Annotated in this window: 14 protein-coding genes and 1 riboswitch; of the genes, 4 read left to right on the forward strand and 10 right to left on the reverse strand. The window is 44.5% G+C overall.

All coding sequences use genetic code 11. The features are described from left to right. Window positions 1-9: 9 nt before the first annotated feature. Window positions 10-771 (reverse strand): FAD synthetase family protein, encoded by a 762-nt coding sequence (locus tag DUK53_RS07545; RefSeq protein WP_036132839.1) that lies wholly within the window; start codon window positions 769-771, stop codon window positions 10-12. Window positions 772-934: 163 nt separating this feature from the next. On the opposite strand from DUK53_RS07545, the gene DUK53_RS07550 reads away from it, so the two are divergent. Beyond that, window positions 935-1,633 carry a DsbA family oxidoreductase gene (locus DUK53_RS07550; RefSeq protein WP_036091524.1) on the forward strand — a complete coding sequence of 233 codons (699 nt, stop codon included), beginning with the start codon at window positions 935-937 and terminating at the stop codon, window positions 1,631-1,633. A gap of 41 nt (window positions 1,634-1,674) precedes the next feature. Here DUK53_RS07550 and DUK53_RS07555 read toward each other — a convergent pair whose 3' ends face one another. Both DUK53_RS07555 and DUK53_RS07560 read right to left on the reverse strand, forming a co-directional pair. Continuing rightward, complete coding sequence (locus DUK53_RS07555; RefSeq protein ID WP_052165003.1) at window positions 1,675-2,013, reverse strand: hypothetical protein; 339 nt, start codon at window positions 2,011-2,013, stop codon at window positions 1,675-1,677. Window positions 2,014-2,098: 85 nt separating this feature from the next. Beyond that, complete coding sequence (locus DUK53_RS07560; protein WP_036091522.1) at window positions 2,099-2,578, reverse strand: methylated-DNA--[protein]-cysteine S-methyltransferase; 480 nt, start codon at window positions 2,576-2,578, stop codon at window positions 2,099-2,101. Window positions 2,579-2,816: 238 nt separating this feature from the next. On the opposite strand from DUK53_RS07560, the gene DUK53_RS07565 reads away from it, so the two are divergent. Continuing rightward, window positions 2,817-3,176, forward strand: a complete 360-nt coding sequence (locus tag DUK53_RS07565) for a DUF4064 domain-containing protein (protein ID WP_036132840.1) — start codon at window positions 2,817-2,819, stop codon at window positions 3,174-3,176. Window positions 3,177-3,326: 150 nt separating this feature from the next. Next, window positions 3,327-4,490 (forward strand): VanZ family protein, encoded by a 1,164-nt coding sequence (locus DUK53_RS07570; RefSeq protein WP_036091518.1) that lies wholly within the window; start codon window positions 3,327-3,329, stop codon window positions 4,488-4,490. Between the two features lie 261 nt (window positions 4,491-4,751). Here the strand turns inward: DUK53_RS07570 and DUK53_RS07575 are convergent, their stop codons facing one another. The 4 genes from DUK53_RS07575 to DUK53_RS07590 form a co-directional block, all read right to left on the reverse strand. Then, the gene (locus tag DUK53_RS07575) at window positions 4,752-5,261 is read right to left on the reverse strand and encodes a VanZ family protein (RefSeq protein WP_036091517.1); all 510 of its coding nucleotides are present in this window, start codon (window positions 5,259-5,261) and stop codon (window positions 4,752-4,754) included. A 155-nt stretch (window positions 5,262-5,416) separates the two neighbouring features. Continuing rightward, on the reverse strand, window positions 5,417-6,754 hold the full coding sequence (locus DUK53_RS07580; protein WP_077917865.1) for a TrkH family potassium uptake protein: 1,338 nt from the start codon (window positions 6,752-6,754) through the stop codon (window positions 5,417-5,419). 46 nt (window positions 6,755-6,800) lie between these two features. Next, the gene (locus DUK53_RS07585) at window positions 6,801-7,562 is read right to left on the reverse strand and encodes a TerC family protein (RefSeq protein WP_036091792.1); all 762 of its coding nucleotides are present in this window, start codon (window positions 7,560-7,562) and stop codon (window positions 6,801-6,803) included. Between the two features lie 123 nt (window positions 7,563-7,685). Next, complete coding sequence (locus tag DUK53_RS07590; RefSeq protein ID WP_036091512.1) at window positions 7,686-8,456, reverse strand: TerC family protein; 771 nt, start codon at window positions 8,454-8,456, stop codon at window positions 7,686-7,688. A gap of 32 nt (window positions 8,457-8,488) precedes the next feature. Beyond that, window positions 8,489-8,661, reverse strand: a riboswitch (yybP-ykoY riboswitch). 161 nt (window positions 8,662-8,822) lie between these two features. Here DUK53_RS07590 and DUK53_RS07595 point away from each other — a divergent pair. Continuing rightward, the gene (locus DUK53_RS07595) at window positions 8,823-9,785 is read left to right on the forward strand and encodes a hypothetical protein (RefSeq protein WP_201740720.1); all 963 of its coding nucleotides are present in this window, start codon (window positions 8,823-8,825) and stop codon (window positions 9,783-9,785) included. Window positions 9,786-9,830: 45 nt separating this feature from the next. Here the strand turns inward: DUK53_RS07595 and DUK53_RS07600 are convergent, their stop codons facing one another. The 3 genes from DUK53_RS07600 to pulA form a co-directional block, all read right to left on the reverse strand. Then, the gene (locus tag DUK53_RS07600; protein WP_036132841.1) at window positions 9,831-11,207 is read right to left on the reverse strand and encodes a collagen binding domain-containing protein; all 1,377 of its coding nucleotides are present in this window, start codon (window positions 11,205-11,207) and stop codon (window positions 9,831-9,833) included. 96 nt (window positions 11,208-11,303) lie between these two features. Beyond that, window positions 11,304-12,872, reverse strand: a complete 1,569-nt coding sequence (locus DUK53_RS07605; RefSeq protein ID WP_036091507.1) for a peptide chain release factor 3 — start codon at window positions 12,870-12,872, stop codon at window positions 11,304-11,306. Between the two features lie 144 nt (window positions 12,873-13,016). Continuing rightward, on the reverse strand, window positions 13,017-16,850 hold the full coding sequence (pulA, locus tag DUK53_RS07610) for a type I pullulanase (RefSeq protein ID WP_052165004.1): 3,834 nt from the start codon (window positions 16,848-16,850) through the stop codon (window positions 13,017-13,019). Between the last annotated feature and the right edge of the window lie 178 nt (window positions 16,851-17,028).

Below are 17,028 nucleotides of genomic sequence, written 5' to 3' on the forward strand. Positions count from 1 at the left end.
AACACCATCCTATTGGACAGTGTCAAACTGTAGTCGTATATGCGCTGCTTGTTGCGATATCTTCATTTCCCCATTTTCTAAAACTTGAACCTCGGCACGCTCTCCATCCACAAAAGCCTGATATTTCCCTGGCTTCGGAAGCACAAACTCCTCCAACCCTGTCAGCAGATGCGTCCCATTTTCTGTCCGAACATTCCCTTCGATAAAATAAGGATGCCCCAACAAACGCTCCGCCTCCGCAAAGTTCCCCTCATATAAAGTAGCACGAATATCCGTCGAGCTCACCTTATGATCCGCGCCATCCCGCACAAACGGAATTTCCGTCACAGGAACCGAACGCTCACCACACAAATCCATCAGCAAATCGACATCCGAGTCCCGTCCTTTGCCGAAGTTGAAGCTCTCGCCAACAACAATATGCGCCAAGTTCAAGCCATTCAAATGCTCTCTAATGAACGTTTCCGCCGATGTTTCTGCATACTTTTCTGTAAACCCAATATTATACACCTTATCCACACCAAAATGTGCCAGCCAACGAAATTTTTCCACGCCAGGCGTAATCGCACGTCGATACCTAGGATCTTTTTTTAGCGCCCACAATGGATGCGGCGAAAAGCACACAATCGCGAGTTTCTCACCAGTTTTACAAAACGATTTCGCGCGTTTTAGCAAATGTTGATGTCCCTTATGCACACCGTCAAACTTGCCAATCACTAAGACAGCCGACTCCGCACTGTCCGGCAGCTTGTCCTTCACTTGAAAAATCTCCATTCCCGTTCCACTCCTCTACCATACAAAGATACTCCATTTCCCTCCCCTTTCTCAACTGCTTTGCTCACCTCACTAACAAATAGTAAGCAACTTGATTGAATTATACAGCCACACACGCTATACTGATCAGAGATGCACAAATTATTTTTTAGGAGGAACACATATGAAAGTAGAAATTTGGTCGGACTTCGCATGTCCGTTTTGTTATATTGGAAAACGTAATTTTGAGGCAGGTTTAAAGGAATTTGGCAAGGATGTAGAGGTGGAATATCGCAGTTTCGAACTCGATCCCAACGCGCCGGTTCAATACGATCAAACAATGGACGAGATCCTGGCTGAGAAATACGGCATGACGCTCGAAAAAGCCAAAAGCATGAACGATCAAGTCAGCGCACAGGCCAAAACGGTCGGCCTGGATTATCACTTCGATACGATGATTCCAACCAATACATTCGACGCCCACCGCTTACTCCAATTCGCGAAAACAAAAAGAGCCGCGGAAACGTTAAAAGAAACACTGCTCCACGCTTATTTCACCGAATCAAAAAATCTAGGCGACCACGAAACGCTCGCAACAATCGCCGCATCAACTGGTCTGGACAAAAAAGAAGTCCTCGATATGCTGGCCAGCGACGCTTTTGCAGCGGATGTTCGCGATGATGAACAAACCGGCGCTTCCCTTGGCATTCAAGGCGTTCCGTTCTTTGTTATCAACGAAAAATACGGCGTTTCCGGCGCCCAACCTGCGGCGAATTTTACAGAAGTTTTGACGAAGGTTTGGAACGAAGAGAATCCGCTAACGATGCTGAATAAATCAGACGCGGGCGACGATTGTTGTTCTGGCGGCTCATGTAACTGTTAATCATTGAAAAACCACATTCAACGCGGAATGTGGTTTTTCACTTATATTGAATTAGATGAAGAGCTTGTCGAAGAGTCTGTATCCGGATTCATAGACGCGCCTGAATTGGCATCCGTATCCCCGCTAGAATCCGAAGTCCCTCCTTGTTGACCATTTGGTCCACCACTTGGCGGCATTCCGTATGATTCGTCCGTACCACCCATCTGCGACTGATTATTGCTAGACATATTGCCAGACCCATTCATTCCAGCCTGATTTTGATTAAATAGTGCAAAGCCCATAAATGATATCGTTACAACTGAAATTACGCTTACAATAATAGTACTCCATTTCCATTTATTCACTTGCTTCTTCGGTGCCGTTTCTATCTCATTATTCATTTCATTCCAGCTCCTTTCACTTATTCTTATCTTATCCGATAAATAAGAAAAAACTATGAACGAGTCATGAAATTTATGATAACGTTTAAAAAGGCATTTCGCGGTTCAATAACCAGATTTTGCGATCGACATCATCACCATTATAACCACCTAATTTCCCGCCAGCTTGAATCACGCGATGACACGGAATAATAATTGGAATTGGATTCGCACGATTCGCCTGACCCACGGCACGCACTGCTTTCGGACTCCCCGCAACCTCCGCAATCTCTTTATACGAAACGACCTCCCCATATGGAATCTCCTGCAACGCCCGCCAAACCCGCATCTGAAAATCCGTTCCACTCACTTCAAGCGGTAGCGTAAAAGCCTGAATCTCCCCATCAAAAAACGCTTGCAATTCCGCCTTCAACTGCCACATCATCTCATTTTCCGCTGTAGAAAAATCCGTCCCTTCACCGACAAATGATGCTTCATCATACGCAATATATTTCACTGCCACCTCTGAAACCCCAAGATATAACTTCCCAAGCGGCGACTCCATTTCATTCACATAAAGCTGCATACACATCTCCTCCATCTCCCTTTCCAACATAGCATTTTCTAACCCAGATAACAAATATACCTTCATATTTCGTTATATTCACTATTTTTTCTATCAAAATCTTAAAATAACGGTTAGTCTTTTCAAATTGGGGTAAAATACTCTGTACGTATATTTTATTATACGAGACATTAGAGGACTTCTTCTCAGTAGCACAAGCTTGCTAACAAAAGAGTCCATCAGACAGGGGGATAAAAATATGTCAAGAACAGCAGAATTAGTTTTAGGTTTAATCGGCTCGATCGTTGGTTTAGTGGCTGGTTTTTGGATTATTGCGTACGGTAATGACGTCACGGACTACATCCAAACATTCACGTATCTAAATGGGGCACTTGGGGATAGCATTGCGACACTTGGTTGGATAACAGTCATTGCGTCCGCACTCGCTTTAATCGCAACCCTTCTTATCAAAAAAAGTCCACGTGGTTGGGGCGTCGTACTCACACTTATCGGTATCATTATGTTTTTCGTAGTGGGCCAGATTTGGATTATATCAGGAATTTTAATCATGCTTGCCGGCTTAATGGCACTTTTCCGTGTACCATCGCCTAAATATTAATACCCTTTTCAAGTCAAAAGTCGAGTCTAAAATATAGCGATAATTAGTGAATCGGGCGCCTCCCAAAACGCACTTTCACTAACGAAGCTGTGTTTCTGGCTCGTCTTTTTTGTGTTTTTATTGTACTCTAGATGTAAGGGGGTCTTGTTTATGCACGCTTATTTATTTCCAATCGAAGTCGCCGTGCTGGTTTTTCCAGTTCTCGCGTTTATTTTAACATTACCATTCGCGATCTATCAATACCGCAAATTCGGCGGCCTGAACTTCTTGCGTAATGTTGTTTTATACACGTTTATTTTTTACTTATTGTGTGCGTTTTTACTTATTCTACTACCATTACCAGACCCAGGTGATGTCGCAAAAATGACGGGTTCAGCGGTACAATTAACGCCATTCAAGTTTATTCACGATTTTTTAAGGCACACCGTACTCGTCTGGAATGATCCTAGTACATATTTGTCAGCCCTAACACAAGCCGTTGTTTTGCAGCCAGTGTTTAACGTACTTCTAGTCATCCCATTCGGCATTTATTTACGCTATTATTTCCGCTATCCTTTTTGGAAAACGACGCTTTTTTCTTTTTTGCTATCCCTATTTTTTGAAATAACACAATTAACCGGCATTTACGGCATTTATCCACATGCTTACCGCTTATTCGACGTCGATGATTTGATGTTAAACACGCTCGGCGGCATCGTTGGTTTCGCGATTGCCCCACTGTTCACGAGCCTTCTGCCATCACGCACAAAAATGGACGAAATGACATACATTCAAGGGAAACAAGTGAGCTATTTACGCCGTCTCATCGCCTTTCTTGTCGACTGGTTTCTGCTCGAAGTCATCACCGCAATCCTCGGTGCGATTCATGTCCTCCCATTTAAAAACTTAGAAACAAACGGTGGCGCGCGATTCACACAACTCTGGTGGCTCGTTCTGATCGTTTTCCTATACTTCATGCTCCTACCTAGGTTCACAAAAGGTCGCACGTTCGGAAAAATGCTCGTGCAAATCCGCATCAAATCCACCAATTCAGAACGCCTGAAACTACGGCAACTGATGATTCGAAACGGCCTGCTTTATTATGTAACACTGGCAATCATTCTCTTCCCGCAAAATCCATTTTTTGTTGATCATTTGTCGCCAGTCCTATTCCTAACGGTGATTGGAATCGGGTTTGTTGCAGGATTTATGTTTTTCATCCATATTTGCATCAATTTCTTCTCCAAAGACCGCCAGCTTTTTTATGAAAAATTGAGCCATACCGCACATGTAAGTACCTTCAAACCGAAAAAAGATAAAGATGTTGGGATATAACCCAAATAAATCGGCGACAAGCGCTCGCATTCCGGGGATTTGGCGGACTTCCGGTTCTGCTACGCAATACTTGCTACGCTTAACTTATTGCATGGTCGAGGAAACTACCCTCTCCCTGCTTTCAGTCATCACATACACCAGTATGCTCCGCTTCCGGCTTCCACCAAATCCCCAGAATACAAACGCTTTCGCTCGATTTGTGTAACGCATTATTTTCGTCTTACCCCAAAATAAGGTATAGCGATTTTATCTTGTTTGTAGTTATGTCCCAGACCCTTTATCTTTTTTGATGAGCCATTTGGCGAGAAAATAAGCCAGAAGTATACCGAACAACGCACCTGCAAAATCTAGCATGACGTCTTCGACAAGCGGTGTTCTGCCACCTGTTAGCAGTTGGTGAAACTCGTCAAACGCCGCGTAGGCTAACGGGATTCCCGCGCTGAAGACCATGACCAACCATTTTCTTTTGATAAACGCGCCAAATCCCATGAATAAACTGAATCCCATTAAAGCATAGGAAAAGAAATGCGCGCCTTTTCGGATGAAGAATTCGATAAAAGAGCTGTAACCCTTCGCTTGAATACTAATTTCTGAACCAGCATAGTGAAAAGATACCGCTGATAATTGCTTTTCAAATGGTTTATTGGCTAGCAATCTATCCAAACTAGACGTCATCGATTGCTGCTCGTAGGTTTGCGAGGAGGAGATGAATAGCATAAGAATAACTGCCAAAGCAATACCTATAAATAACCAAGATAATCTTCGCTGCAAAAAAGCCACTTCCTTACGTGTTTTTTATAACTTTAACATATCAAGATTAAAATTAAATGAAAAACGTGGCATTTGTTTGGCGCTCGAGCTCGGCACAAAAAAATGCCAGACGCTTGTCCTGACACTTTTTTGATATTGGAGTCAAAAACCGTTTTTCACCCCGTAATAATTTTCTCTTTTGGCAGTCTAATCGCGTTTTTCTTACCATCTTTGGTGCGGAAGGATAACATCATGTACATGATCCCAACGCGTCCTATGAACATTAACAGGATGATAATAATTTTGCCGAAGTGGCTCAAATCGGCCGTCAATCCCATGGATAAACCGCATGTTCCGAACGCTGAGAAGACCTCGACGATAATCGCCATTAGCTCGGCTTGCTCGGTATAGCCTAAAATAGTGATCGCGCCTACGCACAGTAATGTCGCAAAAACCGCAACAGCAAGCGCTTTACGTACATCTTCTTGATATAATTCGCGACCAAAAATGTAAATGTGATTCCGTCCGCGCATCACAGAATATAGGAACAAAATCGTAATCGCGAATGTCGTCGTCCGAATTCCACCACCGACTGAACTCGGCGATGCTCCGATGAACATCAATGCCGAAACCACGAGCAGCGTCGGATCTGTCAATGCGGATGTATCAATTGTTGACAGGCCGGCACTTCTAGAGGTCGCTGATAAGAACATCGAGTTAAAGAAGCCTTCATCAATGGACGTTCCTTTGAAATAATGTTGGCTTTCCATCGCCCAAATCAGCAATCCGCCAATCACAAGTAGCGCCATATAGGTCACCGTCGTCACTTTTACAAAAAGAGAAAAGCGGAACGGAATCAGCGTATTTTTTTCAAATAGGAATCGGCGTGCTTCAATTAACACTGGGAATCCTATCCCGCCGGCAATAATGAGTAAAATCGTGATAAATTGGACGAAATAATCATTTACGAACGGCGTCAGCGAGTATCCGGTAATATCCACGCCCGCATTCGTCACCGCGGAAACCGAGTTAAATAGTCCCTGGAACATCGCCTCGCCGACATCGCCATTATAAAATGGGATGAAATAAATCCCAAGAATTAGTCCGCCGATAATTTGAATACCGAAAATCAAAACGAGAATCTCGCGTAGCATCCGAACCATACCGCTCATCGAAAACTGATTCGTATCCGTCATAATTAACTGACGCTGTCGCAGGCCAACGCGGCGTTTCAGCACAAGATAGAAGAACGTACTCAGCATCATCACGCCGAGTCCACCGACTTGGAAAATCCCCATCAAAACCCAGATTCCCGCACGGCTGTAGGACTCGCCGACGTTCACCGATGCCAAACCGGTCACACTCACCGAGCTCGCCGCCGTAAATAGCGTATCGATGAATGGAATTTTGACGCCAGGTTTTTGTGTGAATGGCATACTAAGGAGTGCTGTCGCAAACGTAATCGATAGGAAGTAGAACGTGATGATGACTTGAATCGGCGTTAGCCTGGACATCCTTGCACGCGCTCTTCCTCGCCGCGATTTCCCGCCAATCATATAGTTATCCCTTTTGTTTCTCTTTTTTTCTAGCAATAATATAACCACCTAAACCGAGAATAATCATGACCGCCCAAAAGGTGATTTCCCACCCTGCTGAGTCTGGAAAACTCTCTGGTAAAATGCCTACTTGCGGGTTCGCCAATGTAATCACGGCCATTTTCACCCCAACCCAACCAACGATTAAGAAGGCGGCTGTTTCTAAAGTAGGGTAACGCTCCAGCAATTTCACAACTTGTGTCGCTGCAAAACGAATCACAATCAAACCTGCCAAACCACCTAAGAACATCACGGTAAACTGGCCTGCATTCATGCCACCAATTTCATATGTTCCGAGTGCTGGCAATGTCACAACTAAAGCGGCCGCGGCAAGCATCGAATCAAGTGCAAACGCAATATCCGTCAGCTCCACGCGCGCAACAGTTCCCCAGAAGGACGTTGGTTTCGCCTCTTTCTCTTCTTTTTCCTCTTTATCCTTGCCCTTGTTCTTATCCCAAATATGCTTAATCGCTAAATAAAGTAAGTACATCGCACCAATCGCTTGTATTTCCCAAAAATTAACTAAGTATGAAATAATAAGCATCGCAATCAGTCGGAAAACAAATGCCCCAACCAGCCCATAAAACAAGGCTTTGCGCTGCTGTTCATGTGGCAACTTTTTAACAATAACGGCCATAACCACCGCATTATCCGCCGAAAGTACACCCTCTAGTACAATCAGAATTAAAAAGACCCACACGTATTCTCCCCAAACCGATATATCCATTTTCACCCCACCGTTTCTGTACTCTCCACTTTACCATATTTACTAGTCAATTTGCTATTAATTTGTTGCCATATGTAACGGAAAAACTCCCGCATATAGGACGGGAGCCACATTCCATTTATATCAAGCTTTTGCATCTGGATTTTTCTTTGCTGCACGAACTGATACGAGCCAGCCCCAGATAATAATTCCGATCATCACAGCCCAGAATGTTAATTTCCATGTAGTTGAATGTGGGAAGTGTTCTGGAATAATGCCTAGTTCTGGGTGTGCTAACGTGTAGACGACTAGCTTCACGCCGACCCAACCAACGATTAAGAAAGCCGCTGTTTCCAGTGATGGGTATTTTTTCAGTAGTTTCACGAATTGTGTTGCTGCAAAACGGATGCAGATTAGTCCAACCAAGCCACCGATGAACATCACGCTGAATTGTCCTGTGTCAAGTCCACCAATCGTTCCCCAACCTGTTGCTGGAAGCGTGATTGCAAGTGCTACTGCCGCCAACATCGAATCAATCGCAAACGCAATATCCGCAATTTCGACTTTTAAAACGGTCATCCAAAAGCTTGAACCCTTGCCTTCTTTGACTTTGTGCCCATCATCCTTGCCTTTTGCGTGCTTCCACATATGGCTAATACAGATGTAAAGTAAATACGCAGCTCCTAATGCCTGCACTTGCCAAACTTCTGCCAAAAAGGAAATCAAGAAAAGGGCTGCAAAACGGAAAACGAATGCGCCAATTAAGCCGTAAAATAATGCTTTTTTCTGTTGCTCATCGGGTAAATGTTTGACCATAACGGCCATAACTACCGCGTTATCGGCGGCTAGAATACCCTCCAAACCAATCAGGACAAGTAAAACCCATCCATACTCCAAAATCATCGCTGTATCCAAATAAATTCCTCCTTCATCTTTCAACCGTCCCAAAGCGCCTCTTTTTAAACACGAAAAAACGAGACCCCTGCCAGAAGTTTGGCAAAGGTCTCGCTGACATTTTCATACAAAAAATGTTGATAAAACCGATGGACTCGCATCCATGTAATGACGACTTTATCTTAGCCTCCAAATAAGGCTAACGCTACTCCCCCTTGACGAATGTCAAAAGTGATATTTGATTGATAGGGAAATAATATCACAGAACTAGGCTAGATGTCAACAACACGCGCTGATTATCTGGAATGTTTATCTTTTTTTCATATTTTGTTTATGTGGGCTTTATTTTCTTTTGAGATACTGGAGAGTATAGAGGGGGAATTCGACTTGAAGAAAATAATCTTGGTACTCGCATCGCTCACATTAGTTGCTTGCTCCAATGAAAATAGCCAACCTGACGAACCGAAAGCGAAAAAAGTGGCTGTGGAATCGCAGGGGCATGACTATAATTATGACGTGGTGACATCCGCAACAACGACGACATTTGGTACGCATCCTGAAGCAAAATATACAAAAGAGGAGAAGGAAGCGCGCATGTTTTGGTCTGTCCAACCACCGACTGGCTTGATTAAAGGACATTATTATAAAAATGAAAGCGAGTTTGATGGCGGAAATCGCGGCATTTTGGAACTAGTCACGGATGATGATGGCAAGCTGACCCATGTGGAATTTAACGAAATGGCTTCGGCAAACTACTATGAACCGAAGTACGCCAATGCATCGAAGCGTCTTTCTGATTATGCTTTTTTCCAAGCTAGCAATACGCGAACCGACGATACGCTAGTGACTTGGGTGAATGGCATTACCTTTTTAGAAGGACAAATGCTGGCGGAAAATCGATTGGATGGGAATTTTGAGACTGTGAAAGGTTCTTCTACAAGCGCGCGAAACGGTATGATGCCACTGGCCGCGGAAATGAAAGACTGGGTGAAAAAGCCGTTTGGATTTTACTATTATGGCATCGCGGAGCCGCTTGGTAATGGTTTAACGGCGCGTCTTCAGGTGGTTACGGAAGACGGAAAACTTGTTTCGGTCAAATATGATGAAATCTTCGCGGATCAAAAACAGGAAATCACCGACCCTAATCTCCAAGCTTTTTATCGCCAATCGAAGTATTTCTCGCTTGATTATGGGAAAGAAACAGCAAATTCGTTTGTAAAATTCGCAGATGGTATAGAAAAACAGGTTTTGAAAACGCAAGACTTGCTTGATGTTCCGGAGCAGGATACAGAAAGCTTTCGAAACTATGAAAAACTCGCGCAGAAAATTCACGTTGAGATGGGCAAATGAAAAACCTAGCTGGGAATCAAAATCAGATTCTCGGCTAGGTTTTTGTTATTTTCTACGAGTTAAAAATGCACCTGATGTTAAGGCTAGTAACACGCCAATTAATTCTGCGACGCCGCTTGTTGCATCACCGGTTTGAGGCAATGTTTTCATGGTCGTTGTCGGACTCGGGCTTACATTAATTTCGCTTTTCACAGCTACTTTTCGCGGTGTTACTTTGACGATTAGCTTTTGACCGACTTTGATCTCATCATTTGTGAGATTGTTCCATATTTTCAATTGTTGCGTCGTTGTTTCGAATTTTTTAGCGATACTTGGAAGTGTGTCGCCTTCTTTGACGACGTAGATTTGGATTTCGTTATCGCCATCTATGATTGTGTTGACTTCTGGCTTCACAACAAGTGGGTCTGGATCCGTTTCTGGCTCTGGTGTTACTGGTGGCTCTGGAGGCGTTGGTGGATCAACTGGCGGTGGATTGTTGCCTCCGTTACCTTCTCCTTCTCCGCCTCCCGAATAGTCATTGACGGTTGCATTTCTCGTTTGCTCATCGATATTTGTACCGCCGATTTTCGCTGTATTTTTATAGCTAAACTGACCGCCCGCCATTTTTGTTTGGTAGGTGACGACGATCGAGGTATCTTGAAGATCGCCCAGCTCTAAGCGGAAACTACGATTGGCATCCAGCGTGACGCTCTCATTGCGGGTATAGCGTTCCTTTTTATCAGCATCGCGATATTTCAATTTCACCGGTCCAGTAAGCGTCTGCCCGGTACCCATGATGTCTGTGAAATACGCATTGTCGATATCCACAAGTGCATTATTCAGCGTGACCGTCCAATTAATCAGACTGCTATCCTTGTCGTCGATGCGCCCTTGCTTGAAGACCACAGTCGGTGTACCCGTTCCGCCACCACCGCTCGTCACCTTATGAATCATGACACCGAGCGTTGTAAAGTCGCCGCCCACAGGAAAAGCAATTGGATTCGTCTGATCTGTTACAATGTTGTTTTTGTTGAAATCTGCGTAGAAAAACATCGAGCCTTTAATATCCGAGTGTGTATCGACAAATGTCGTAAAAGTTAGGATGATTTTATTGTTAATCGGATCGACAACCGCTGTTGCCACTGTATTCCCGTTAGTATCCTTCAATAAAAATGGGGCAAAACTGACATACTTGAGTTGCGCGGGTAGTGAAATCGTCATCGTTTCACCGCTGTGTACCGCTTGTGTCAAATCCCAATTATAAACTACTTTCACACGGTCATTTTCTTTAAAGTCTGTGGATGCGACACCATTTTTATTTTGTAATTCCACGTGTGTGAAAAATTGGGAGCCGTAGTCTGTCGCCGCTTTTGCCTCGTGTCCTCCTAGTAACGAAACGCCTAAGAGTAGCAATCCCATCAATAAATAGATTGTTTTTTTCATTCCAGTCACCCCTTTAAATAATCTGGTGTTTATTTTCCCTTCTTTGTTTTAGGCAAAACATAAAAAAAGAGCCTAAAAATCGGGCTCTTCGTGTTTTTATAATAGAGAAGTTAATTCAATATCTGGATTCTTATCGTGGAACCAGTTCAAGGCGAACTCGTTTTCAAATAAGAATAGTGGTTTATCATAACGATCTTTCACTAGCATGCTGCGTTGCGTGGACAGTTTTTCATCCACGTCTTCTTCTTTAATCCAACGCGCGATTTTAGAACCGATTGGCTCCATTCGGATTTCGGAATTATACTCGTTGTTCATCCGGTGCTCAAATACTTCAAACTGTAGTTGACCCACCGCGCCAATGATGTAATCTTCCATGCGCCACGTTTTGAAAAGTTGAATCGCGCCTTCTTGTACTAGTTGCTCGACACCTTTGTGGAAATGTTTTTGTTTCATGACGTTTTTTGCGGAAACTTTCATGAATAACTCTGGCGTAAATTGTGGCAATTTCTCATATTGAAGCGTTTTGCTGACATTTGTAATCGTGTCGCCAATTTGATAATTTCCTGTGTCATACAGACCGATAATATCTCCCGCCACAGCGCTGTTCACCGTTTCGCGATCGTCCGCCATAAACTGCGTTGAATTTCCAAGCTTGATCGGTTTTCCAGTTCGCGTCAAGTTCACAGACATGCCACGTTCGAATTCCCCTGAACAAATGCGCACAAACGCGATTCTGTCACGGTGGGCTGGGTTCATGTTCGCTTGAATTTTGAAGATAAAGCCAGAGAATTTGTCCATGTATGGATCTACTTCACCTTCATTCGATTGTCGTGGTTGTGGTGCTGGCGCAAAGTTTACATATGTTTTCAAGAATGTTTCCACACCAAAATTCGTTAAGGCACTACCGAAAAATACGGGCGTCAATTCACCCGCCGCGATTCGCTCTTCGCTAAAATCATTCCCGGCCTCATCTAGCAACATAATTTCATCCAGCGCCTGTTCATAATAACTCGAATTTTGAATGGCATGAGGTTCTGCTAAATCGCCATTTTCACCGAGTGGTAAAAAGCGTTCGTCGCCATCCACACGGTACTGTTCGACTTGACGATGATAGCGATCGTACAAACCGCCAAGCTCTTTCCCCATCCCGATTGGCCAGTTCATCGGATACGATTCAATCCCCAAAACTTCTTCCAATTCTGCAAGCAATTCAAGTGGCGCCTTCCCTTGACGATCCATTTTATTAATAAAGGTAAAAATCGGAATACCGCGCATCCGACAAACTTTGAATAGTTTCAAGGTCTGCGCCTCGATCCCTTTCGCGCTATCGATTACCATCACTGCGCTATCTACAGCCATCAATGTCCGGTACGTATCCTCACTGAAATCCGAGTGACCCGGTGTATCCAAAATATTAATCCGTGAACCATCATAATCGAACTGCATCACGGAACTCGTTACCGAAATCCCACGCTGTTTCTCGATTTCCATCCAGTCACTTGTCGCAAACTTGCCTGATTTCTTCCCTTTTACTGTTCCTGCCGAACGTATCGCGCCCCCAAAAAGCAGTAATTGCTCGGTAATCGTTGTTTTCCCCGCATCGGGGTGAGATATAATTGCAAAAGTTTTGCGCGAAGCAACCTCTTTTTTCAAATCTTGCACCATTTTAAAATTCCTCCTAGACATACTCACATTTCTTTAGTATATCATATCCAGACGTTTTTGAGATAGTTTTTGGTGAAAATATTATGTAGAAAATGGAGCGAGACAAGGACCTGAAAACGGTCTTCGTTTCGCTCCATTTCTGGTTTAGTTCTGTTGTTTTCTGCGAGTTGCACGCATTATTATTATGCTTCCAATAATCAAAGCGCTACCGAGCAAAAGCATCCACAGAGAAAAATCGCTATCCCCCGTTGCTGGTAAGTCTTGTTTCGCCACTTCTTTCACTGGCTTGGCTTCGACTTTATTTACTTGCAGATTTGTATCTTTTTTCGGTGGTATCGTTGTTGTCCCGCCATCCACTTTTCCAGGTGGGTTCGTTGGTTTAACTGGATTTACAACTTCGGTTTCACCTGGTGCTGGTGCGGCTGCCGTTAATGTGATTTGAACGGGTTTCGTCGTCCCCGCCGCTCTGCTCTGCATCTCGCTCGCAAACTGAATCACGCCTTCATAAACGCCAGCTTTCGGTGAGTCCCAATCCAGATTCGCAACCGTCAACGCGATGCCCAAATCATGTTGTTCCGTCTCGCCTTCCAACTGATAGTACCCGTGCGCCGCTAATTTTTCCAAGAGATAGCGTTCCTTCGCGCTTTGCCCCGGTTGTGCAACGAGTTCAGCTAAAGACAGCGAAATTTTATCCAAACTCTCAATCTTATTATGCTGCGGTATCACTTCAAAAATCGCTTCCATCGTATGCCCCGCCGTCAACGCTTCGAATGTGTAAGTGTCTCCTGAAAGCGTCACTGCTTTGCCGTCCACGAGCAGTTGCTGCACGCGATATCCAGCATCTGCTGTCACCTTATAGCTCGGTTTTTCGCCAGCTGCGTACGCCTGTTTCCCGCTCGGCGTAATCGTTCCACCAGCGCCCGCCGATGCTGTAATATCAAACGTTTCCTCCCCGTTTTTCAATACAAGCGTCGATAGTGCGCCAACTTTTACCGTGCTCGTCTCTGCCGTCAAATCGGTCGTTGTTTCGCCAATTCGCGTCCAATATTTATTCGTTGGAATCGCGACTTCTTTTTCCGCTTTATTCGCGTTGAAAAGAACCACATAGGACGTAGCGCCGTCTTTTAGCTCATAGGCCACGACATTCTCGTCTTGCTTGATAATCTTCATTTTTTGATTAATTTCCGCATAGTTCGTCAATCGGAAAAGTGGTTCGGAATTGCGGAGCTGCATCACTGCTTCGATTTCTTTCACCGAATCGATGTTTTCCGCATAGCGATCCCAGTCTAGTTTATTGATCGCATCACTCGATTGGTAGCTGTTTTCATCCTGATTTTTCGTTCTGAAAAACTCTTGTCCAGCATGAATAAAAGGCACACCTTGCGAAAGTAGCACCATGCTCGTCGCCATTTTCTCCATTTTCTTTTTATCCTGATCGGAGTCAGTTGGATTCGAATACGATAGCTTATCCCAAATTGTCAAATTATCATGGGCTTCGGCGTACTGAACCACTTGGCTCGGCTTCGTAAAATCATAAATGCCTTGTCCTTGATCTCGGAGACTCCCAGCCAGTAAATTTTTTGCAATAAGCGATTCTTTTCCTGTTGCTCCATTTACAAAACCAGGCTCTGACTCGTGTCCGCCCCATGTGCTACCTTTAATGGCATCGCGAATCGAGTCATTGAAATGCGCGATTTCTGGCATTTTGGAAGCATTTTTTTGGTTGGCCTTCGCGTCACTTGCAAGCGGCGTCCCCAAATCCCAACCTTCGCCAAGCACGATAATCGATGGGTCAATTTTGTTCAGTTCGGCCTTAATCGCGTTCATCGTATCGACATCGTGAATGCCCATCAAGTCAAAGCGGAAGCCATCCATATGGTATTCCTTCGCCCAATAAGCGACACTGTCGACCATGTATTTACGCATCATTGCGCGTTCCGACGCCGTATCATTTCCAACGCCCGTTCCATTGGCAAGTTTGCCGTCATCGCCATATCGGAAATAATAACCCGGCACCGTCTTCTCAAAAGAATGAGCCCCCGCGTCAAATACGTGATTATACACAACATCCATAATCACCCGCAAACCGTTGCTATGCAAGCCTTGCACCATCTGTTTCGCCTCTTGAATTCGCGTCACAGGATTGTACGGATTCGTGCTGTAGCTACCCTCTGGAACGTTATAGTTTTTCGGATCATAGCCCCAGTTATAAGGTAGCGCGCCCAACTGCTCCGAGGCACTATCATGATTTTCCTCATTCAAAGACGCATAATCAAACATTGGCAAAATTTGCACGTGCGTAATGCCGAGTTTTTTCAAATAATCGATTCCCGTCGGATCACCATTTGCCGTTTTCGTCCCCTGTTGAATCACGCCTAGGTATTTCCCTTTGTTCACCGTGTCCTTATTTGCAATCGAGAAATCCCGAATATGCATTTCATAAATAATCGCGTCAGTCGGATTCGTAAACGCTGGCATCCGATTCGTTTCCCAATTCGCTGGAATCATCACTGCCGGATCTAAAATAACCGAACGATTCCCATTCACCGTCGCCGCTTTGGCATACGGATCTTGAGACACCGTTTTCTTCCCGTCCGCAAAAACAAGATCATACGTGTACGCCGTTCCAGAAGGAATTTTTGCGGTGAATTCCCAAATACCTTGCGCTTTTGGCGTCATATCATAGCTTTGCGCCACCGGGCTGTTCGGCAAATTATCCTGATACGTCGTCAACTTCACGCTCGCTGCCGTCGGTGCCCACAGTCGCCACACACTTTGTTCCGCGTTATACGTTGCACCAAGCGGCTCCGTTCCCGTGTACGCATATTTCGCATCAAATTCCGGATTCCGAACAATGCTCGTCGTATCGACCAATTTCTCGCCAAATCCATCCGTCTTCACCGTCAAAGCCGCCTGAATCGGCAAATCTTGCGTCGTTTCAATATAAAAAACAGCAGGATTCGTCGCATCCCGTCGAATATTTGAAATCGCAACCGCGTTCCCATCCTCAGTAAGCGTCACGTCCGCCATCAAATCAAGCGCCGTCGCATCCCGATTCAGCGTCACTTTCACCTCTTTAAAACCAGTCAAACTCGCCGTCTTTATCTGCTTCGTCGCATCCGCAAAATTCGGATTCCGATACCCAGTAGAATCACCACTTACAATCCAAACCTCCGCCTTGCCATCATCCGTAAACAGATAAACAAAACGATCGTCCTGCGTCCCGTCTTTTTCCCAATTTCCGTTCGCGTTATTCGCAATAATAAAGCCTAGATTCGACAAACTCGCGCCACTAGCAGCGTTAAACGTCGCCTTCACAGACTGCCATGCACCATCCGCTTGCCCATCCGTAAAATTAACCGTCTGCGTTCCCGTCGCACCGTCCGCCCACGAATGAACAAACCAATTACTGTAATCGTTATCATCGCGATGGTAATAAAACGTCACTTCCAAATTCTCATGGCTCGGTAAATCCGCCAAATTCGCCGGTTTTGTCGCAATTTCCTCCTCGCCATAATTCAGCCAAACTTCTGTAATTCCCTCTTTTGTAGAAATATAACGGTCGCTACTAATATCACGATCGCCGCCCCAACCAGAACCATTTTTAATTAAAAAACCAAGCTCCGATTGCACGCCATCCACATCTAAAACCGCTACTTTTGAATAGTCACCATACGCACTCGTGTCCTCAAAAACGACCTCATGCCCTGCAACACCGTCATTGTTCCACACCCACATTTGCCAAGCTTTATTCGCCTGATCTTTCGGGTTGTAATGCACAATAACCTTCGTCTTGCTCTCCCTATTTTCCGATAAAACACTGTCATTCACGCTACTAACTGATGCTACCTGCTGCGTCACATCTGCTTTTGGTGCTACGGTCTCTTCCGCAAACCCTTGAATCCCAAAGCTAAAACTCTGTACAGCAAACAACACAATCATGATGGAGACTAAATACTTACGCCATATGTTTTTCAAATCTCAAACCCCTTTTCTTTTTATTAGAAAGCGCTTACTCAATCTAAAGTATAATCAAGCTGGATGGTGTAAATCAACCTAAATTTAACTGTTAACGATAACAACTTGTAACATCCCCCTATAATTCAGACTTTTCTTCACTCGTTTTAACAGACCAAAAAACCAGACGCAGCGAACA

Source organism: Listeria sp. SHR_NRA_18 (genome assembly GCF_003856515.1).
In the GTDB taxonomy this organism is placed as follows: Bacteria; Bacillota; Bacilli; order Lactobacillales; family Listeriaceae; genus Listeria_A; species Listeria_A newyorkensis.